Origin of the sequence: Qipengyuania gaetbuli, from assembly GCF_020171365.1 — a bacterium.
GTDB classification, from domain to species: Bacteria; Pseudomonadota; Alphaproteobacteria; order Sphingomonadales; family Sphingomonadaceae; genus Qipengyuania; species Qipengyuania gaetbuli_B.
Genome location: NZ_JAIUZO010000002.1, coordinates 520,132 through 539,509, shown reverse-complemented (window position 1 = coordinate 539,509; position 19,378 = coordinate 520,132). Strand labels below are relative to the sequence as shown.

General features: G+C 63.9%; 17 protein-coding genes. 10 read left to right on the top strand and 7 right to left on the bottom strand.

Annotated features, from left to right (window positions below; translation table 11 throughout):
- The first annotated feature begins 2 nt into the window (after positions 1 to 2).
- From LCL94_RS03155 to LCL94_RS03145, 3 genes are read left to right on the top strand one after another with little or no spacing between them, the layout of a single operon-like run.
- Positions 3 to 446, top strand: a complete 444-nt coding sequence (locus LCL94_RS03155) for an ABA4-like family protein (protein WP_224830951.1) — start codon at positions 3 to 5, stop codon at positions 444 to 446.
- 56 nt (positions 447 to 502) lie between these two features.
- Positions 503 to 2,062, top strand: a complete 1,560-nt coding sequence (locus tag LCL94_RS03150) for a fatty acid--CoA ligase (protein ID WP_224830950.1) — start codon at positions 503 to 505, stop codon at positions 2,060 to 2,062.
- Positions 2,032 to 2,652, top strand: a complete 621-nt coding sequence (locus LCL94_RS03145) for a DUF938 domain-containing protein (protein WP_224830949.1) — start codon at positions 2,032 to 2,034, stop codon at positions 2,650 to 2,652. Before LCL94_RS03150 ends, LCL94_RS03145 begins: the two co-directional genes overlap by 31 nt.
- A 49-nt stretch (positions 2,653 to 2,701) precedes the next feature.
- Here the strand turns inward: LCL94_RS03145 and LCL94_RS13405 are convergent, their stop codons facing one another.
- Entirely contained in the window at positions 2,702 to 2,830 is a 129-nt protein-coding gene (locus LCL94_RS13405) for a hypothetical protein (RefSeq protein ID WP_263611753.1), read from the bottom strand.
- Positions 2,831 to 2,946: 116 nt separating this feature from the next.
- Here LCL94_RS13405 and LCL94_RS03140 point away from each other — a divergent pair, with 116 nt between their 5' ends.
- Positions 2,947 to 3,171 (top strand): hypothetical protein, encoded by a 225-nt coding sequence (locus tag LCL94_RS03140; RefSeq protein WP_224830948.1) that lies wholly within the window; start codon positions 2,947 to 2,949, stop codon positions 3,169 to 3,171.
- Between the two features lie 10 nt (positions 3,172 to 3,181).
- Here LCL94_RS03140 and LCL94_RS03135 read toward each other — a convergent pair whose 3' ends face one another.
- A complete protein-coding gene (locus LCL94_RS03135; protein WP_224830947.1) occupies positions 3,182 to 4,705 on the bottom strand; it encodes a CpaF family protein in 1,524 nt (507 codons plus the stop codon).
- Positions 4,706 to 4,907: 202 nt separating this feature from the next.
- Here LCL94_RS03135 and LCL94_RS03130 point away from each other — a divergent pair, with 202 nt between their 5' ends.
- The gene (locus LCL94_RS03130) at positions 4,908 to 6,608 is read left to right on the top strand and encodes a hypothetical protein (RefSeq protein WP_224830946.1); all 1,701 of its coding nucleotides are present in this window, start codon (positions 4,908 to 4,910) and stop codon (positions 6,606 to 6,608) included.
- Positions 6,608 to 7,303 carry a class I SAM-dependent methyltransferase gene (locus LCL94_RS03125; RefSeq protein WP_224830945.1) on the top strand — a complete coding sequence of 232 codons (696 nt, stop codon included), beginning with the start codon at positions 6,608 to 6,610 and terminating at the stop codon, positions 7,301 to 7,303. Before LCL94_RS03130 ends, LCL94_RS03125 begins: the two co-directional genes overlap by 1 nt.
- Here the strand turns inward: LCL94_RS03125 and LCL94_RS03120 are convergent.
- Genes LCL94_RS03120 through LCL94_RS03110 form a run of 3 tightly spaced genes read right to left on the bottom strand, consistent with a single transcriptional unit; the run spans position 7,300 to position 10,352 of the window.
- Positions 7,300 to 8,274: a lysylphosphatidylglycerol synthase domain-containing protein gene (locus LCL94_RS03120; protein WP_224830944.1), complete on the bottom strand. Its 975-nt coding sequence runs from the start codon at positions 8,272 to 8,274 to the stop codon at positions 7,300 to 7,302. The two genes, LCL94_RS03125 and LCL94_RS03120, sit on opposite strands and share 4 nt — an antisense overlap.
- On the bottom strand, positions 8,271 to 9,113 hold the full coding sequence (locus LCL94_RS03115; protein ID WP_224830943.1) for a sulfotransferase family protein: 843 nt from the start codon (positions 9,111 to 9,113) through the stop codon (positions 8,271 to 8,273). The genes LCL94_RS03120 and LCL94_RS03115 overlap by 4 nt, the downstream gene beginning before the upstream one ends.
- A 12-nt stretch (positions 9,114 to 9,125) precedes the next feature.
- Positions 9,126 to 10,352, bottom strand: coding sequence for a glycosyltransferase family 2 protein (locus tag LCL94_RS03110; protein WP_224830942.1), 1,227 nt, complete (start codon positions 10,350 to 10,352; stop codon positions 9,126 to 9,128).
- A gap of 252 nt (positions 10,353 to 10,604) precedes the next feature.
- Between LCL94_RS03110 and glmS the strand changes: the two genes are divergently transcribed.
- A complete protein-coding gene (glmS, locus tag LCL94_RS03105) occupies positions 10,605 to 12,428 on the top strand; it encodes a glutamine--fructose-6-phosphate transaminase (isomerizing) (RefSeq protein WP_224830941.1) in 1,824 nt (607 codons plus the stop codon).
- A gap of 226 nt (positions 12,429 to 12,654) precedes the next feature.
- Complete coding sequence (locus LCL94_RS03100) at positions 12,655 to 14,967, top strand: putative bifunctional diguanylate cyclase/phosphodiesterase (protein ID WP_224830940.1); 2,313 nt, start codon at positions 12,655 to 12,657, stop codon at positions 14,965 to 14,967.
- Here LCL94_RS03100 and purQ read toward each other — a convergent pair whose 3' ends face one another.
- On the bottom strand, positions 14,968 to 15,645 hold the full coding sequence (gene purQ, locus LCL94_RS03095; protein WP_224830939.1) for a phosphoribosylformylglycinamidine synthase subunit PurQ: 678 nt from the start codon (positions 15,643 to 15,645) through the stop codon (positions 14,968 to 14,970).
- A complete protein-coding gene (gene purS, locus LCL94_RS03090; protein ID WP_224830938.1) occupies positions 15,645 to 15,878 on the bottom strand; it encodes a phosphoribosylformylglycinamidine synthase subunit PurS in 234 nt (77 codons plus the stop codon). The genes purQ and purS overlap by 1 nt, the downstream gene beginning before the upstream one ends.
- A 284-nt stretch (positions 15,879 to 16,162) precedes the next feature.
- Here purS and LCL94_RS03085 point away from each other — a divergent pair, with 284 nt between their 5' ends.
- Positions 16,163 to 18,397 carry a TonB-dependent receptor gene (locus tag LCL94_RS03085; protein ID WP_224830937.1) on the top strand — a complete coding sequence of 745 codons (2,235 nt, stop codon included), beginning with the start codon at positions 16,163 to 16,165 and terminating at the stop codon, positions 18,395 to 18,397.
- A 97-nt stretch (positions 18,398 to 18,494) separates the two neighbouring features.
- The gene (locus LCL94_RS03080) at positions 18,495 to 19,376 is read left to right on the top strand and encodes a diacylglycerol/lipid kinase family protein (RefSeq protein ID WP_224830936.1); all 882 of its coding nucleotides are present in this window, start codon (positions 18,495 to 18,497) and stop codon (positions 19,374 to 19,376) included.
- Positions 19,377 to 19,378 lie beyond the last annotated feature (2 nt).

Here is a 19,378-nt window from a genome sequence, read left to right as displayed (position 1 = left end):
GCATGTGGGACACGGTTTTCGGTATCGCCAACGGCCTTGCGCTGGTGATGTGGCTCGCACTGATACTGCTGCCGCGCTGGCCTGCCTTGCTGGCGGCGATAATGTACCTGGGCGTCGGCCTGCTCTGCGCTGCCTATGCCCTGCTGCTTGTCGGGGTGCTTTCCGGTCTTGTACCTGCTGGCGAGGGCGGGATGGATTTCGGAAGCATCGAAGGCGTGCGCACAATCTTCGCCAGCGATGCGGGCGTGACGATCGGCTGGATCCACTATCTCGCCTTCGATCTCTTCGTCGGCCTGTGGATCGCCCGCGATGCTGACGCGAAGGGATTTTCGCGCATCGTGCAGGCACCGGTGCTGCTGGCGACTTTCCTTGCCGGCCCCCTTGGCCTTGTCGTGTGGCTGCTGCTGCGCGAAAAACGCGCCCGCGCGCTCGGCCGCTGGCAATAGCGCGCTTGCTCTCGTCTCCTCTCGTGGCATGATGCGCGCAGAGGAGAGAGAGGCCCATGCAGGAATCGGCAGAGCAACCGAAGCTGACCTTCGACCAGTTCATCCGTCACTGGGCGCAGGAGCGTCCTGACAACATCGTCCTGGAGCAGGGCGAGCAGACGATAAGTTTCCGCGACCTTGAAACGCGTACCCGCCAGATCGTCGCGATGCTGGCGCAGCACGGTGTCGGGCGGGGAGACCGCGTTGCCTGGCTCGGCAAGAACGACAAGCACTATTTCGAATTGTTCTATGCCGCAGCGCGCGTCGGCGTGGTCATGGTCCCGATCGGCTGGCGCCTCGCCGGACCCGAGATCGCCTATATCATCAGCGATACGGGCGCGAAGATACTGTTCCTCGGAACGGGCTTCGAAGAGCTTGCGCAAAAGGCCTGCGCCTCGCTCGACAATCCGCCCGAAGTCATTGGACAGGAAGCGGCCCTTGCCGAAATCGCAGGCGCGCCTGCAGCCGATTTCGCACCGGCCGGTCCGGACGACGCAGTCCTCCAGCTTTACACGTCCGGCACGACCGGAAATCCGAAGGGCGCGGTGCTGACAAACCGAAACCTCTTCTCCCTGCGGGTGCCGAGCCAGGAGGAAGGCCAGCCCTGGTCGCATTTCGACGAGGACGAGGCGATCCTCGTGTGCATGCCTTGCGCGCATATCGGCGGGACGGGCCTCGGCATCATGGCGATGGGGGCGGGCATCCGCTCGATCGTGCAGGCCGAGTTCACGCCCGACGGCGTGCTCGATGCATTCGAGCAGGGCATCACGCGCCTGTTCATCGTGCCCGCCGCACTGCAGATGGTGGTGCAGCACCCGCGCGCAAAAGACACCGACATGTCGGCGATCAAATACGTCCTCTACGGGGCTGCACCGATCCCGCTCGACTTGCTGCGCGAAGCGGTGAGGACGATTCCCGAAGCGGGTTTCCTGCAATGCTACGGCATGACCGAGACGACCGGCACCATCGCCGCGCTGCCGCCCGAGGACCACGTCCTCGAAGGCAACCAGCGGATGAAATCGGCGGGCAAGGCCGTGGCCGGGGTCGAACTCAGGGTCATCGGCGAGGACGGGCAGGAACTGCCGCGCGGCGAAGTGGGCGAACTGGTGTGCAAGAGCCCGTCGAACATGGCCGGTTACTGGAACCTGCCCGATGCAACCGCTGGTTCGCTCAAGGACGGCTGGATGCATACCGGCGATGCCGCCTACATGGACGAGGACGGCTATGTCTTCATCCAGGACCGCATCAAGGACATGATCATTTCCGGCGGCGAGAACGTCTATCCCGCTCAGGTCGAAAGCGCGATCTATGGCCATCCCAGCGTGGGCGAGGTCGCAGTGATCGGCGTGCCTGACGATACCTGGGGCGAGGCGGTGAAAGCCTGCGTGGTTCCCAAGCCCGGTACCGAGGTCGACCCGCAGGATATCATCGCCTGGACGCGCGAGCGGCTGGCCGGGTTCAAGGTCCCCAAGAGCGTCGATGTGATCGAGGTGATGCCGCGCAATGCCAGCGGCAAGATCCTGCGCAAGGATTTGCGCGCGCCCTATTGGGAAGGGCGCGAGCGGCAGGTCAACTGAAACGCCACGCGCCTGCCGCCGCGCGCAATTCGGCACCGCTCGCCGATGTGCTCGCGCGCGAACTGCCGCAAGCCGGCGTGGTGCTGGAAATCGCCAGCGGCTCGGGCGAGCATGCCGTGTTCATGGCGCGGCGCTTTCCTGCGCTCGAATGGCAGCCCAGCGATGTCGACACCGATGCGCTCGCCTCGATCGACGCATGGTCGCGTGAAGCGAGGGCGGGAAACATTCGCCCGGCGATCGCAATTGATGCCACGGTTTCCCATTGGCCCCTTGCGGTTGCCGACTGCATCCTGTGCGTCAACATGGTCCACATCAGCCCCTACGCGGCAACCGAAGGTCTGTTTGCGGGGGCAGGGCGGCTGCTTTCGAAGGAACAGCCGCTCATCCTCTACGGCCCATTCGTCGAGGAAGGTGTCGAAACCGCCCCGTCGAACCTCGCCTTCGATGCCGATCTCAAGGCGCGCAATCCCGCCTGGGGCCTGAGAGAAGTCGAGGCGCTTGATGCATTGGCCCGGTCGAACGGTCTGCAACGGACCGCACGTCACGAAATGCCGGCCAACAACCTGACGCTTGTCTACCGCAGGCAATAAAAAGGCCCGCCATCTGGCGGGCCTCCATTTGCTCTTTCAGAGCGAGAAATCAGGTTTCGTCATCGACGGCGTTTGCAGCCGATTCGAGGTCCGCACCGACGCCGCGCACAGTGTTGCAGGCCGATGCCGTGAGCGACATCGCGGTGATGCCGAAAGCCAGAAGCAGTTTCTTGATCATAGTGTCATCCTTCCCGAGGGCATGTTGGCCGCGCAATGGTAACAAAACCCCTACTGGGCAAACGGGTTCCCACCAAGCGCCTTGGCTAGGCGGTGAACCGCGCCCATATGCGCGCCATGAAAGCTTTCCTGACCTTCGCAAGCGAAGCCGAAATCGTCGCGCTTTGGGGCGCTGCCTCGCTGGTCGTTGCGCTGGCCGCGCTGGCGATGGAGCGCAGGCGCATGAAACGCACCAGCATCGACCGGGTCGGCTGGATGCCGTGGACCGGGCTGTTCCTGACCTTCGCCGTGCTGGGCGGGGCGCTGCTGGTGGTATCCATCCCCGGAGTGATCCGGGGATAGGCCCGCTGGTTTAGAGGCAGGCTTCCAGATAGGCCTGGTCGAAGCCGAACTGGCGCGCCTTTTCAAGCGTGTAAGGGCGCAGGCCCGAGCTGCGGAACTCGCCGAGGATCTTGCCGTCCTCGCTTTCGTCCAGGTACTCGAACTTGAACAGCTCCTGCGTCACGATCACGTCGCCTTCCATCCCGATCACCTCGGTGATGTTGGTGGTGCGGCGCGAACCGTCGCGAAGGCGCTTCACCTGCACGATCAGGTCGACGGATTCCGCGATCTGGCGCGAAATGGCTTCCTTCGGGATCTTGATGTCGCCCATCAGGATCATGTTTTCCATACGGCCGAGGCATTCGCGCGGGCTGTTGGCGTGAAGCGTACACATCGAACCGTCGTGGCCGGTGTTCATGGCGGCGAGGAGGTCGAAACATTCCGCGCCGCGGATTTCGCCCAGGATGATGCGGTCAGGACGCATACGCAGGGCGTTCTTCACGAGGTCGCCGATGGTAATGGCGCCCTGGCCTTCAAGGTTCGGCGGACGCGTTTCCAGCGGCAGCCAGTGCGGCTGCTGCAGGCGAAGTTCGGCCGCGTCCTCGATGGTGAGAACGCGCTCGCCCGGATCAATCATTTTCGACAGGGCGTTGAGCATGGTCGTCTTACCCGAACCCGTACCGCCCGAAATGACGATGTTCATGCGGCAGGCGCCGGCAATCTTGAGTGCGGTTGCCATCTTCTCGCTCATCGAACCGAAGTCCTTGAGCATGTCGATGGTAATCGGTTTCTCGGAGAACTTACGGATCGAGATGGCGGTGCCGCGCAGCGAAAGCGGCGGGACGATGACGTTCACACGGCTGCCGTCCTTGAGACGGGCGTCGGCGAGCGGCGTGGTCTGGTCGACGCGGCGGCCAACCTGGTTCACGATGCGCTGGGCGATCTGGAACAGGTGACCCTCGTCGCGGAAACGGATCGGGGCGAGCACGAGCTTGCCCTTCTTTTCGATGTAGGTTTGGTCGGGGCCGTTGACCATGATATCGGACACGTCCGGATCGTTCAGCAGTTCTTCGAGCGGACCGAAGCCGAGCAATTCGTCGACCAGCACCTTCTCGAGCGCGAACTGTTCGCGGCGATTGAGCGTGACCTTCAGTTCGGCCAGCACTTCCATGATGATCGGGCGGAATTCCTCCGACAGCTCGTCCTTGGACAGGGTCGCGGCTGCTTCCGGGTCGACGCGCTCGAGCAGGCGCGGAAGCACCTGTTCCTTGATCTTGTGGACGCTCGCTTCGAAACCGCCGACTTCGCTATTACCTGAATGGTCCGCATTCATGCGTTCCGAAAGGCGGGCCATCGCGTCGCTGTTCGAACCCTTGCCGCCCGCGCCGGGGGCAGGGGCGTCTTCCGGCAGCGGCGGAAACTGTTCGCCGCCTTCGATCTTGTCGTCCCCCGACGGAGCAGGCGCGCCGCCGCGCATGGGACGCGCGACGCCGAACTGCGGACGTGCGCCGGAACCCATAGCTGCCGGCCCGTTCTTGCGTCCGAATGCACTCATGCCAAACCCCCGCGGCTCATAGTCGAAGTGACGTGCGCAACCTGCCGGAAAAGTGGCAAATCACGCCTTTGCATGCTTGGTGAATAATTTGGAAACCTTGATTTTTTCCTAATTTCGGGCCCTTGCGATGCCCGATAATCGGCTTGCGGGGCATTGCCGGAATCCCTAGGAATCCGTGCAGTTTCGGGGCGTAAGGGGAAAAATGGCGATGGGCCGCACGGCGGATATTTCGCGCGCTGGCACGATCTACGCCGCCTTGCTGCTGCTTTTTGCAGGGCTCGCCTTCACCAATGTCGCGCTGGGCGAATTCCAGTACCTGCCTGTCACGTTCTTCCGTTCGCAGGATTTCCCTGTGCTTGCGATGGTCACGGCGCTGTTCCTCATCGTAAGGGTGGCGCGGGTGCCCAACGGCTTGGTGGCCGGCATGGATACACTATTCGGCAGGATGAAGCTCTTGCCTGTCTGGGCACCGGTCCTGTTCATCTTCACGCTCGCACTTCTCGGGGCGCTCGGAATTCTCGGATCCTATCCGCTCTCCATGGACGAATACTGGGCGCGGGCCGATGGCTATGCACTGGCATCGGGCAGGGCGATGGCCGAGATCCCGGCGGACTTGCGCGACTATGCGGGGGCCATGCACCCGATCTTCGCGCGGATCAGCGGAGACGGGCTGTATTGGGCCTCGACCTATCTTCCCGTGAATGCGCTGTTCCAGGGACTGCTCGGTCCACTGGCGAGCCCACTATTCGCAGCGGGTGCGGCCGCCCTGCTGGTGCAGGTCGTGCGCCAGCACCTGCCCGAGGCCAAGACCGCGCCCATTATCTGCCCGGTGCTGGCGGCAACCTCGGCCCAATGGGTCATTACCGGCATGACGAGCTTCGCCATGTCGGCACATCTCTTCGTCAACCTTGCCTGGTTGGCACTGGTCTTCCGCAAGGGCCCTGCGGTACAAATCGCCGCCGGCCTGGTCGCCTTTCTCGCCGTGGGCTTACACCAGTTCGCCTTCTTCCCCGTCTTCGCGGCCTTTTTCATTCTTGAGCTTTTCCTGTCCGGACGGCGCGGTGTTGCCGTGGGCCAAGGGGTGATCGTGCTCGTGGCGGTCGCCTTTTGGGTTTCTTGGAACAGCATTGCCTACAAGCTTGTCGGTTCAGTGCCTCCCGTCGCTGGCAGTGCTTCCAACCCGTCATTGACGGAGAAGGTCATAGTACTCCTTACCCGCAATGATTTGACCGCGATCGGGACCATGGGCTTGAACCTGCTCCGGTTCCAACTGTGGCAGAACCCGCTGCTCCTGCCCCTGTTCGCGCTGGCCGTGCCGGTGGCTTGGAAGCTAAAGGGTTTTTGGCGCGGCTGTCTGCTGAGCGCGCTGGCGACGCTTGCCTTCATGGCCGTGGTCATTCCCTATCAGGGGCATGGCTGGGGCTATCGCTACCTGCATCATGTACTCGGCAACGTCATATTGCTGGCGGCGCTCGGCTGGTCGCGGCTGCGTATGTCGGAATCGCGCGCTACCCGGGCGAGCTTTGCAGCGGCCGCGCTGATTGCGCTTGCCCTGATACCCTATCGTTACGTGCAGGCGCACGATTTCGCACAGCCTTGGCAGCAGGCGGATCGCGCGATTGCCAAAGTGGATGCAGAGGTGGTTATCGTCGATGCCCCTGACCACCTGTTTGCGGACGACCTGGTGCGCAATCTGCCTGAAGACCGGCCCGGTCCGGTCAGGATGGCGCACGCTGCCTTGACCGACGCACAAGTGGCAGACCTCTGTTCGCGCTTCCGCGTGGCAACATTCGGAAGCGCGGATGCGGAGGCTGCAGGCCTGCCTTCGATCGGCTATCGGGGCGATGGCGATAATGCGCAGAATGCCTGCGCCCCCGAGGGCACGGACCAGGCGGAAGACTGATGTCGAAGAACCCAAACGAACAATACAACGTCGCTGCCGCGGGTAGCTTCCCCGTGCGGCTCGCCGGGTACCAGCGGCGCAACATGTTCGCTCGCTTCGTGGAAGAGATGCAGCCGGACGAAGCCGATACTATCCTCGACATCGGCGTCACTGCCGAGCGAAGCTATCCGAGTTCGAACTATTTCGAGAAATGGTATCCCCACAAGGCGAGGGTGACTGCGGCAGGGCTGGACGACGCATCGTTCCTGGAGGACGAATTTCCCGGCATGAAATTCGTGGAGGCCAATGCGCTAGACCTGCCGTTCGGTGACGCTTCCTTCGACTACGTCCACAGTTCGGCCGTGATCGAGCATGTCGGCGCTGCCGGATCGCAAGCGAGGATGATTGCAGAGTGCGCCCGCGTTGCGCGCAAGGGCTTTTTCCTGACCACGCCGAACCGCTGGTTCCCGGTCGAATTCCACACGGTCCTGCCGCTGGTCCACTGGCTGCCAAGGCCGCTGTTCCGCTCGCTCATGGAGCGGACGGGCCGGGAGTTCTTCGCACAGGAGGCGAACCTCAATCTCATGTCGGCGGGAGACATGGGCAAGGCCGCGGCCGAGGCGGGCATTGCTGCAAGGTTTGTCTGGAATGTGAAGAGCGTCAGTCTCGCCGGATGGCCCAGCAATTTGCTGCTGGTGGCGAAAGCGAAAGCCTAGGGGCGGCCGAACTGGGGCGCGGCGCTATCAGCCGGACGATCGCTTTCGATCAACGCTGCCAATTCGAACAGCGCGACGAGTATCGCCAGCGACGCAAAAGTCAGGGCACGCAAGGCGAGGGCGGCCGTCGCTGCGGCTGCTGCAGTCCCGCCTGCAAATACCACCAGCGCGGCCAACGACCAGTCAGCCACACCCATGCCGGCGGGAAGGAACGGCAACCCCATCGCGAGGCCCACTGCAGGATATCCGATTGCAACCAGCGCTGCATCGATACCGCCTGCGAAGGCTGCAACTACCAGGACGGTCCGCAGGCTCAGCACGGCCAGCCGTAGGGCAGAGAGCCAACCGAGCAGGAACAGCGTGCGGGCGGGCAAACTCGCCGCGCGTGCAAGCGCCCGTCCTGCGCGTTCTATCAAAGCGGAGCTGGGGAGCGTTTCAACGACAGCGCCAAGAATGCGCAGCGTCCACGGCATGATGGCGACGGAACCGAATACGGCGGCGCAGAACAGGGCCAGCGACGCAGCCATGCCGGTCCCCCACGCGAACAGCAGTATTGCCGCCGCGCCGGCGCAAACCAGAAGGATGAGGTCGAGCAATTGCTCGTAGAGCGTGGCGTTGACCGCTTGTCCGTTTCTCACGCTGGCCCAGCGGGCAAGCGGCATCGAGAATTGGAGCGGAAGGACCTGGCCCGCCAGCGCGCCGCGCAGCGTCGCCCGTGTGGCGAGGCCCCAAGGCACGATGGTCGGGCTCCTCCCGAGGAACCGGTCGAGCACGCGCCATCGTGCAACGCTCACCAGCTGGTTGGCCAGCGTAAGGGCCAGTACCGCCGCAATCACGCTTGCCGGGGTGGCGCCCAGGGCCGCGACAAGGTCTGCAGGCGCAAGTCCAGAGAAACGGAACAGCGCGACAAGGAGCGCCGCGGCAAAAGCCAGCGAGAGTGCTGCCAGCAGGTTGCGGCGGCTGTTGTTCACGGCGTCACCTTGTCCCGCCAGCGGACCGGCACGCGGGTGTCGATGAGCTGTTCAAGCTTGTTGAGCCAGCCGGCCGCCCGCTCGCGCTCGCTGCGGGCGACTTCGTGCTGGCCGATGTCGACCGACTTGCTGGGTGCGTAGAGCAGCGCTTCGAGCAGCTTCCAGCGCTTGGCTGCCTCGACCAGTCCGCCAAGGCCAAGTGCCCGTGTCACGACGCCGACCTTGTAGACGGTCTCGGTGAACAGCGCGAAACGGGGCGCGCGGGCCGGGTTGACCACTTCGGTCAGCGACTGCGGTACCCATTCGTGGCTGACGCCGATATGGGTGCAGATATGGCGGTAGAATTGCGCAGGATCGGCCTTGAAGTCCTCGAAGAAGAGGACCTTGATCTGCTCGCGCGGGAAGGCCTCGAAGAACGGGGCAAGGCCTTCTGCGTAGTTCATCCAGCTGCGTAGCTTGGGGTGGTCCATCATCTGCTGTGCCGTGTCGCCGTAATCGCGCGTGTGGGCGCGCAGCCACAGCACGAGCGAGCGGGCGAAATCGCCCGGTTCGCGCAGGCAGATGATGATTTTTACATCGGGGAAATGCTGGCGCAGTAGCTCGGCATTGTGGGGATAGAGATAGGCATCGTGCGAAATTTCGCCGATCTTGCCCGTCCCCTCGAAGCTTGCGAGCTGGGCCTCGTAATCCGCGATCGGGCCGGGCTCGTCCGTCTCGAAGAATTTCGACGCCTTCGACGGGAAAAGCTGCACGTCGGGATGATGCCGCAGCGCCTCGAACATCCAGGTCGAGCCCGCTTTTGGCGTACCGATATAGATGAAGTCGAGTCTGGCGGTCATGGCGGGTGCGCCCTACTCCTCCGGTTGGGCCGGATAGAACTGCGCCTCATTGCCGCCGAGCACCGCCAGCAAGAACCCTGCGAAAAGGGTCTGCAGGCCCAGAGCACCGAGCAGGCCGGCAAGCGTCACCGGCAGGATCGAGGGCAGGGCGGAAAAGCTCGACGCTTCCCAATAGAAGCCCACCGCCACCAGCGCGACGAGCGAGGCGAGGATCATTGAGATACCGCCGATGGCACATGTTTCCAGTGTGGCGAAGCGATTGCCTTCAAGCCAGCGTCGCGGCCTGCGATACCCTTGGCGCACCCCGTGGAGATGTGCGGCAACCGCCATGATCGTCGCGATATGGCCGACCAGGGTCAGCATCGCGCCCACGGCGATGAAACTTTCGCCAAACGGCACCCACGACAGGAGCCCTAGGGCGTGGAGGGCGGCGGTGAAGAGGATCGTCATCCCCATGCCGAGAGCGGCAAGGCCAGGGACTCCGAAGACCCATGTCGGGCTGAGCATGAAGAGATAGCGCAAGTGACGCCATCCGTCGCGCCACGGGCGAAGGTGCGGTTCGCGGTCGCGAAGGTCGGGGCTGAGCGTCGCCGCGACCTCGACCATGCGAAGGTCCAGCAGTGATGCTTTGATGACCATCTCGCTGGCGAATTCCATGCCGCTGCCGGTCAGCTTGAGGCGATCGAACGCATCTTTCGTTAGCGCTCGCAGCCCGCAATGCGCATCGCCCATGCCGGTGCGGAAGAACAGGTTGAGGATGCCGGTAAGCGCAGGGTTACCGATGTGGCGGTTCTTCCACGGCATGGCGCCAGGTGCGATTCCGCCGCGAAAGCGGTTGCCCATGCACACGTCCGCACCCTTCTCGAGCTCGGCCACCATGGCGACGCCTTCGGTGAAATTGTAGCTGCCGTCGCAATCGCCCATCACGATGTAGCGACCCCAGGCGCCCCGGCACCCGCCGATCAGGGCAGCGCCGTAACCTTTCTCCGCGACCGGCACGACGCGCGCGCCAAGCTCCGTCGCAAGCGCCTGGCTGCCGTCGGTCGACCCGTTGTCGGCGATCACGATCTCGCCGGAAAGGTCCAGTTCGATCCGCATGCGGGCCAGTGCTTTGAGCGCGTTGCCGATGCAATGGCGCAGCGAATCCACTTCGTTGAGGCAAGGCATGACGATGGTGACGTCGGGCTGGTCCTGGCCTGTGGGAACCGCAAAGCTGGTAGCTGCAATGGACTGCGACATGATACCCCCTGTCATCCTTCGATAGCAGCCTTGAAGAAGTTTGGTAAACAGGCGGTAAACTTGGCGTCACGCCGGGGATGGCCCGAAGCGAGTGCCGGCTCGCGCGGTTCGTCATCTTTGCAACACGGGCGCGCAGCTGCGATTTGCAGTCAGCAGCAATCTGTCATTAGCGTTGGCTGAAAATCGCGCGCGATTGATTGCGCGCCAATAACCGCTAAGTGACCCCAAACGCTATTTTCGGAGCAGCAATCTATGTGCGGAATTATCGGGATCGTCGGAAACCAGCCGGTCGTGGAGCGGCTGGTCGATGGCCTGAAGCGCATGGAATATCGCGGTTACGACAGCGCCGGGATCTGCACCGTCCATGACGGCGCTCTTGTTCGCCGCCGGGCAGAGGGCAAGCTGGCGAACCTCGTGGCCGAACTCGCTTCGAACCCGGCTGCAGGCGATGTGGGCATCGCACACACGCGCTGGGCGACGCATGGCGCGCCCACGGCCAAGAATGCCCACCCGCATGCGACGGATCGTGTCGCGCTGGTCCACAACGGGATTATCGAGAATTACAAGGAACTGCGCGCCGAACTGCGGGAGGCCGGGCGTACGCTGGAAAGCGATACTGACACCGAAGTCGTCCTGCACCACATCTCGAAACTGGTGGAGGAAGGCCACTCGCCGCAGGAAGCCGTCGCTGAAGTCCTCCCGCGCCTGCGAGGTGCATTCTCGCTGGCGATTGCCTTTCGCGACCATCCCGACATGCTGATCGGCGCGCGGCTCGGTTCGCCCTTGGTCGTCGGTTACGGCGAGGGTGAAACCTATCTCGGCTCCGACGCGCTGGCGCTTGCACCGCTGACGCAGCAGATCAGCTACCTCGAGGAAGGCGACTGGGTGGTTGTCACGCGCGAAGGCGCGACGATCTACGACGCCGAGAACACCGAGGTCGAACGCGAGGTGCGCGCTTCGGGCGCATCGGCCGCGGCGGTCGAAAAGGGCAATTACCGCCACTTCATGCAGAAGGAGATTTTCGAGCAGCCGACCGTGGTCGCGCAAACGCTCGCCTCCTACCTGCGGCGTTCGGACAACTCGGTTGCGCTGCCGCAGTTCGATTTCGACCTCTCGAGCGTGCGCCGCATCACCATCGTTGCCTGCGGCACGTCCTTCTATGCGGGCATGGTGGCGAAATACTGGTTCGAACAGTTCGCCCGCGTTCCGGTCGACATCGATGTAGCGAGCGAGTTCCGTTACCGCGAACCGGTCCTCGAGGAAGGCGGCCTGGCGCTGTTCATATCCCAGAGCGGTGAGACGGCCGATACGCTGGCGGCGCTGCGCCATTGTAAGCAGAACGGCCAGACCATCGGGGTCATCGTCAATGTACCCACCAGTTCCATGGCGCGCGAGGCGGACCTGCTCCTCCCCACCCATGCCGGGCCCGAGATCGGCGTTGCCTCGACCAAGGCGTTCACCTGCCAGCTTGCCGTGCTGGCGGCTCTTGCGGCCCACATGGCGGTCAAGAAAGGGCTGATGAGCCGCGAGGAAGAGCAGGAAGTGGTCGCCCACCTGCTCGAAGCCCCGGCTTGCCTCAACGCCGCGCTCGACCATGACGACGACATTGCCAGCATGGCGCATCTCATCGCGCCTGCGCGCGACGTGCTGTACCTGGGCCGCGGCCCCGACTTCCCTTTGGCGCTGGAAGGCGCGCTGAAGCTGAAAGAAATCAGCTATATCCACGCCGAAGGCTATGCCAGCGGCGAGATGAAGCACGGTCCCATCGCGCTGATCGACAACGAAGTGCCGGTGATCGTGCTCGCACCTTCCGGGCCGCTGTTCGAAAAGACCGTCTCCAACATGGAGGAAGTGCGCGCGCGCGGCGGGCAGATCGTGCTGATTTCGGATGCCGAAGGGCTCGAACAGGCCAGCGAAGGTTGCATGGCGACCATCGAGATGCCGAAAGTCCACCCGCTGATCGCGCCGCTGGTCTATGCCGTGCCGGTGCAGCTTCTCGCTTATCACGTGGCCTGCGTGAAAGGCACCGATGTCGACCAGCCGCGTAACCTGGCCAAGTCGGTAACGGTCGAGTGACCCTGCAGGGCCGGTGGTTTCCGGCCCGGTAAGGACGATGGTTCACTGAGATTGGGTCGGCGCGTTTGCCCGCAATTTCAATGGCTAGGCGCCGTTACAGGCCCTTCGATCGGGCAAGCAGGAAAAAGCGTAAAGGCCAGAAGCGTTTACGTGCGCATAACCTTTCGCTTGTAAGCGTGCGGGGGTGAGCCAGACGAGTTCAAATACGGTTGTCGATGCGGAGACCTTGACCGCCCGCCAGGTGCTTGGCCTGGCGAGCGTCGATGGCGTCGACTGGACGCGCCTTCACGGCCACCAGTATGCGCTCGTCAGCAAGCGCGCCGTGGTGCGTGCGATGCTCCATGCGCTTGCCTTTGCTCTGGTTGCGGGCGTCGCCATTCCCACGGTCAATCCATTGCTCGTCGTGGCATGGGGCTGCGCGCTGGGCCTGTCGGTCGTCCATGCCTTCAGCCTCGACAAGCGCCTGCGCAACGCAGAAATGCGGCGGTTCAACCAGGACGACGTGCGCGCTCATGCGATGACTTCGGCCAACAAGGGCGCAGTCTGGTCGCTCGGTGTTGTCGCGCTGGCCGCGCTGGGCGCACAGGAACAGCTCTCCAGCATCTGGATTATCCTGTGCTTCCTTGTGGTGTGCAGCACTTCGAGCCGGTACAGCGTGCCGCTCAGCACCATCGCCTTCCTTGCTGCGGCATCGGTCGGCCCGCTGATCGTCGCCCTGATGCACAGTTCCTTCCTGTTGGCCGGGGTGATCGCGCTTACCATGCTCCTGGGTTCGCTCGGCACGTTCGAGATGGCGCGTATGCGCGTCGGCGGACGCCTGTCCGAATTGGCGATGCAGGAAAAGAGCGAAGTCGTTTCCATGCTCCTGCGCGAATTCGAGGAAGGCGAGGCCGACTGGCTGTGGCAGGTCGACCCGAACCGAAAGATGCGCTCGGTCAGCCCGCGCCTGGCCTTTGCCATCGGCAAGCAGATTTCCGAGATCGAAGGGCAGCCGTTCCTGCAACTCATTTCCGGCGATAGCTGGAAGACTGGGCAGTTTCCGCCCAGCCTTCACGAACTGGCCGAGAAGTTGAAGCGCCGGGAGAGCTTCTCCAACCTCACGGTCAAGGCCGTCATCAATGGTGAGCGTCGGTACTGGGAGCTGTCAGGCACCCCCATGCTCAACGACAGCGGGTCCTTCATCGGCTTCCGCGGCGTCGGCTCGGACGTGACCGAAAAGCACGAGAGCAGCGAGAAGATCGCTTACCTTGCGCGTTACGACACACTGACCCAGCTGCCCAACCGTCTCATGCTCACCGAGGCGCTGGGAGAGGCTCTGGAATACGCGCAGAAGTGGCGCAGCCGCTGTGCCTTCCTGATGATCGATCTCGACCGGTTCAAGGCGGTCAACGATTCCTTGGGGCATCTCGTCGGCGACCAGATGCTCGGTGAAGTCGCTCGCCGCCTCAAGCCGTTGGTCGACGAAGGCGAGGTTTGCGGACGCCTGGGCGGCGATGAATTCGCCATCGTGGTGCGCGATGCGGCAGACCGCAAACGGATCGACACGCTCGCAAAGACCGTGATCGCGGCCCTGTCGGCACCTTACCATATCGAGAACCAGGTCCTTTACGTCGGGGCCAGCGTGGGTTCGGCAATCGGTCCGCGCGACGGGACGAAGGTGGAGGAAATCATCCGCAACGCCGACCTGGCCCTCTACCGCGCCAAGGACGAGGGCGGCGGCGTCCACTGCGAATACGAACCGTCGCTTCACGCCACCGCAGAAGAGAAACGCCAGCTGGAATTCTCGCTGCGCAGCGCGCTCGAGAACGACGAGATGATGCTGCATTTCCAGCCCGTGGTGGATGCCAATACCGAAGAGGTTGTCAGCTTCGAAGCGCTCGTGAGGTGGAACAGCAAGGTCCACGGCTTCGTGAGCCCGGCAAAGTTCATTCCGATCGCCGAAGACACGCGCCTGATCGTGCCCATCGGTACCTGGGTGATGAACGAAGCCTGCCGCGAAGCGGCAACGAACTGGCCCGAGCACGTGAAGGTGAACGTCAACGTCTCGCCGGAACAGCTTCTAGAGCCCGATTTCGCAGGCACGGTGGTGCGCGCGCTTTCGCACAGCGGCCTTTCGGCGAACCGCCTGGAAATCGAGGTGACCGAGAGCATTTTCATGCGCGATGCCGGCGTGGTGCGGAAGGCGCTGGAACAGTGCCTTGCGCTTGGTTGCTCGGTCGCACTCGATGATTTCGGGACGGGTTATTCCTCGCTCGGCTACCTCAGGAAGCTCGAATTCACGACCATCAAGGTCGACCGCATGTTCGTTCAGGGCGCGGCGCAGGACAGCCCGGAAAGTCTGGCGATCATCCGCGCCGTGGTGGCGATGGCCGACAGCCTCGGCATGACCACGACCGCAGAAGGCGTGGAGAACCAGGAAGAGGCGGACCTCATCCGCCGCCTCGGCTGCACCAAGATCCAAGGATACCACTTCGGCCGTCCGATGCCGGCAGCCGACGCCCGCAAGATATTCGCTCGCGGCGCGCTCAAGAGCGCCTGATCAGGCGGTCGCGAGCGAGCGGATTGCCGCTTCGAACAGGGCGCGCCCGTCGGTCCCGCCATGGGCCGGATCGATCGCGCGTTCGGGGTGCGGCATCATGCCCAGCACGTTCCCGGCAGCATTGAGCACGCCCGCGATATCGCGCTGCGAACCGTTGCACGCCTCGGCATAGCGGAACGCCACGCGGCCTTCGCCTTCGAGCCGGTCGAGCGTTTCGGCATCGGCAAAGTAATTGCCGTCGTGGTGGGCGACCGGAATGCGGATTTCCTGTCCGGCCTCGTAGCCGCTGGTGAACAGCGACTGCGCGTTTTCTACCTTGAGTGCGACAGTGCGACAGATGAAGTTCTGGCCGGCGTTGCGCATCAGTGCGCCCGGCAGCAACCGGGCCTCGGTCAGGACCTGGAAACCGTTGCATACGCCCAGGACCGGCACGCCGCGCTCGGCCGCGCGGACAACTTCGCGCATGATCGGGCTGTTCGCCGCCATGGCGCCCGAACGCAGGTAATCGCCATAGGAAAAGCCGCCGGGCAGGGCGATGAAGTCCAGCCCGTCGGGCAGTTGGGCATCACCGTGCCACACGCGGTGCGGGGCTGTGCCCGAAACCTGTTCGATCGCAACCGCCATGTCGCGGTCGCAGTTGGAACCGGGAAAGGTGATGACGGCTGCGCGGAAGGCCATCAGCCGAGCTTCTCGATGCGGTAATTCTCGATCACCGTGTTGGCGAGCAGCTTCTCGCACATCTCGGTCAGCGCTTCGTCGCTGGTGCCGTCGGCCAGGTCGAGATCGATCGTGCGGCCCACGCGCGCATCTTCGACGCCGGAAAAGCCAAGCCCTTCAAGGGCATGGTGTACGGCGCGACCCTGCGGGTCGAGCACGCCGGGCTTGAGGCTGACGAGGACACGGACTTTCATGGGCGGCGCCTTTGATAGCTTGGGGTTGAAGCTTGCGCGCGCCTATGCCGCGAGTGCGCGCGAAGGGCAAGCGGCAGGCGAAAGGCGAACGGGGACAGCGGGTTACCTTCCGGCAGCCTGAAAACGGACTGTCACCGCATTGCAACATCATTCCGGAACCGCGCAATTCCGTGCCTTTCCGATTCGAAAAGCGCGACATTTCGGCTACAGGGCGCGGGTCAATTCCCCAACTCCATCCCACCAACCCGCGCGCAGGAACGCTTCGGGCCAAAAGGATCATCCCCATGATTGACCGCTCCCTTACTCTCCGCCTCCTTTCTGCCAGCACGCTGGCTCTCGCACTTGCGCAGCCCGCGATGGCCCAGGACGTCGACAGCTCCGACACCGAAGTGACCGGTGCCGAAGAAGCCGACAACGGCCAGCTCGACATGATCGTCGTGACCGCCAACCGCCGCGAGGAAAACCTGCAGGACGTCGCCGTTTCGGCTGCCATCCTGTCGGCCGACGCGACCCGCACCATCTTCGATGCCGGCGCCGACGTGACCGCGCTGGCCGGCCGCGTCCCGGGCCTGTTCGTCGAAAGCTCGAACGGCCGTGCAGCCCCGCGCTTCTACATCCGCGGCCTCGGCAACACCGACTTCGACCTTGCTGCCTCGCAGCCGGTTTCGGTCGTCATGGACGACGTCGTCCTCGAAAACGTCACGCTCAAGAGCTTCCCGATCTTCGACGTCGAGCGCGTGGAAGTCCTGCGCGGCCCGCAGGGCACGCTATTCGGTCGCAACACCCCGGCCGGCATCGTCAAGATCGACACCGTCAAGCCGGGCGATGAATTCACCGTCAACGGTTCGGCCAGCGTCGGCAGCTTCGGTTCGGTTTCGATCGACGGCGGCCTGACCATTCCGATTGCACCGGGCCTCGCCTCGCTGCGCCTGTCGGGCATGTGGCAGCAGCGCGACGACTGGGTGGACAACGGCTTCACCGGTGAAGAGGACGCCTACGGCGCCTATGCCGACATCGCCGCGCGCGCCCAGCTGCTGATCACCCCGACCGACCGCCTGTCGATCCTCGGCAGCTACTCGATCCGCGATCTCGACGGCACGTCGACGCTGTTCCGCGCCAACATCCTCGGCCCGGGCAACAACGAGCTGAACGATAATTACGACCGCGACACCGTGTTCTTCGACGCCGGCGGCGGCAACCAGGCCGAATACAAGGCCGAGATCATCACCGGCAAGGTCGACTACGAAGCCGATTTCGCCACCTTCACCTCGATCACCAGCTTCGCGTCGAGCGAAGGTTCGAGCCGCGGCGACATCGACGGCGGCTTCGGTGCCAGCTTCCTGCCGGTCATGGGCCCGGGCTTCATCCCGTTCCCGTCGGATACGCGCGATTCGATCGAACTCGACCAGTTCACCCAGGAAGTCCGCCTTGCCAGCAACGGCGGCGGCGCGCTGGAATGGCAGGTCGGCGGTTTCTACTTCGACAGCGACTTCGACGTGACCACGGTCGGCTTCGATTTCCCGCCGTCCGTGACCGTCAACCACACCAACGAGAGCTGGGCCGTGTTCGGCCAGGTTTCCTCGCAGGTGACCGACACGATCAAGCTGACCGGTGGTCTTCGCTACACCGACGACCAGAAGGACTTCGTCGTCCTCGACGGTGCCGCACCGCAGCCGCGTTCGGTCCAGGATGACCGCATCAGCTGGGATCTCGCCGCATTCGTCGACGTGAGCACCGATGCCAGCGTCTTCGCCCGCGTCGCCAGCGGTTTCCGCGCTCCGACCATCCAGGGTCGCGACGTGGCCTTCTTCGCGCCGCCGTCGATCGCGACGAGCGAGAAGATCATGAGCTATGAAGTCGGCTTCAAGTCCGAACTGGCCGACCGCCGCGTCCGCCTGAACGGTGCCGCCTACTTCTACAACATCGAGGACCCGCAGTTCTCCGCCGTCGGCGGTGCCGGCAACCTCGTGCAGCTCGTCAATGCGGCGGACGGTCGCGGCTGGGGCTTCGAGCTCGACAGCGCGTTCCAGATCACGCCGAACTTCCTCGTCACGGCCGGTGCCAGCTACAACAACACCGAAATCCGTGACGAGAACCTGGCCGTCGGCATCTGCGCCCAGTGCACCGTGCTCGACCCGATCGTGAACATCGGCGGCACCGACCGCGCGCTGGTGGACGGCAACCCGTTCCCCAACGCACCGGAATGGATTGCCGACATCACCGCACGTTACGCCGTGCCGGTCGGCAGCGTCGGCGAAATCTTCGCCTACACCGACTGGACCTACCAGGGCGAAACCAGCTTCTTCCTCTACGACAGCGCCGAATACGTTGCCGACAACCAGATCGAAGGCGGTCTGCGCATCGGTTACGCCAAGCGTGACGGAACGCTGGAAGTTGCACTCTTCGCCCGCAACATCACCGATGCGGACAATGTGAAGGGTGGTATCGACTTCAACAACAACACCGGCTTCGTGAACGATCCGCGCGTGATCGGCCTGTCGGTGCGCTTCGAACACTAGGTTCGGCGCCACACGAAAAGAACGGGGCCGGGAGGGGAGACCTTCCCGGCCCTTTTTCGTGGCACGGCAACGACTTCGGCCCTAGACGTGGGCGCAGATGACCGCTCTCGACCTCGTCTACAACCCCGTATCGGGCAGTTTCAGCCAGGCGCATCTCGATGCACTCGTGGCAGGGCTGGAGGCCGAGGGCTTTAGCGTCACGCCGATGCCGACGACTGCAAAGGGAGCCCAGCTATCGGGTGGCGCGGAGGTGATCTGCGTCCATGGCGGCGACGGGACCTTGCGCGACACGGTGCAAGCGCTCGGCGACAAGGCCGGAGACGTGCCGCTGTGCGTCGCGCCATCGGGCACGATCAACCTCGTCGCGCGTGAGCTCGGCTATGCGCGCCAGCCCGCGAACTTTGCCGCCGAACTGCGCGCGGCATGGGATCGCGGGAGCGAGGGCTGGGTCCATTCGCCGCTTTACACGCTTGGCGAGATGCCGATCGTGTCCTGCCTTTCCATCGGGCCCGACAGCCATGCGGTCGCGCGGATAGACGGCAAGCTGAAGAAACGCATCGGGCGCTATGCCTATGTCGTCGCGCTGGCCCAGCAGATGCGCGACTGGCCGCGCGATACCATGACCATCAGCGGCGAATTGGTGAGTGGGGAAAGCTTCGAATACGAGGCGGAGGCTGCCATCGTCAGTCATGCGGCGCTCTATGCCGGCCCGTTCAGGGTCAGTCCGGAAGCGGCTCTGGCCGCGGATTCGGTGGAACTGATCACGCTTACCCGCTCGACGCGGCTCGGGACGATTGCCCTCAGTCTGGCGGTCATGTTGCGCCTGCCGGTCGCGCGGCTTGGTATTGCGGAAATCCGGTCCTGCCGCCGCATCGCCTTCGACCGCTGCGTGACCCCCGTACAGGTCGACGGAGACCACATGCCCGATTGCGCCTTCGCTATCGGGCCCAGCGGGATGACGCTGCGCTACGTAGTGTAGCG

What these genes read in the sequence shown, in the direction of transcription:
- LCL94_RS03110 (WP_224830942.1), bottom strand. Translation starts at nt 10,352, where the DNA reads ATGTCGCAGTCCATTGCAGCTACCAGCTTTGCGGTTCCCACAGGCCAG.
- LCL94_RS03115 (WP_224830943.1), bottom strand. Translation starts at nt 9,113, where the DNA reads ATGACCGCCAGACTCGACTTCATCTATATCGGTACGCCAAAAGCGGGC.
- LCL94_RS03150 (WP_224830950.1), top strand. Translation starts at nt 503, where the DNA reads ATGCAGGAATCGGCAGAGCAACCGAAGCTGACCTTCGACCAGTTCATC.
- purQ (WP_224830939.1), bottom strand. Translation starts at nt 15,645, where the DNA reads ATGGCCTTCCGCGCAGCCGTCATCACCTTTCCCGGTTCCAACTGCGAC.
- purS (WP_224830938.1), bottom strand. Translation starts at nt 15,878, where the DNA reads ATGAAAGTCCGTGTCCTCGTCAGCCTCAAGCCCGGCGTGCTCGACCCG.
- LCL94_RS03155 (WP_224830951.1), top strand. Translation starts at nt 3, where the DNA reads ATGTGGGACACGGTTTTCGGTATCGCCAACGGCCTTGCGCTGGTGATG.
- LCL94_RS03140 (WP_224830948.1), top strand. Translation starts at nt 2,947, where the DNA reads ATGAAAGCTTTCCTGACCTTCGCAAGCGAAGCCGAAATCGTCGCGCTT.
- LCL94_RS03125 (WP_224830945.1), top strand. Translation starts at nt 6,608, where the DNA reads ATGTCGAAGAACCCAAACGAACAATACAACGTCGCTGCCGCGGGTAGC.
- LCL94_RS03130 (WP_224830946.1), top strand. Translation starts at nt 4,908, where the DNA reads ATGGCGATGGGCCGCACGGCGGATATTTCGCGCGCTGGCACGATCTAC.
- LCL94_RS03135 (WP_224830947.1), bottom strand. Translation starts at nt 4,705, where the DNA reads ATGAGTGCATTCGGACGCAAGAACGGGCCGGCAGCTATGGGTTCCGGC.
- LCL94_RS03085 (WP_224830937.1), top strand. Translation starts at nt 16,163, where the DNA reads ATGATTGACCGCTCCCTTACTCTCCGCCTCCTTTCTGCCAGCACGCTG.
- glmS (WP_224830941.1), top strand. Translation starts at nt 10,605, where the DNA reads ATGTGCGGAATTATCGGGATCGTCGGAAACCAGCCGGTCGTGGAGCGG.
- LCL94_RS03080 (WP_224830936.1), top strand. Translation starts at nt 18,495, where the DNA reads ATGACCGCTCTCGACCTCGTCTACAACCCCGTATCGGGCAGTTTCAGC.
- LCL94_RS13405 (WP_263611753.1), bottom strand. Translation starts at nt 2,830, where the DNA reads ATGATCAAGAAACTGCTTCTGGCTTTCGGCATCACCGCGATGTCGCTC.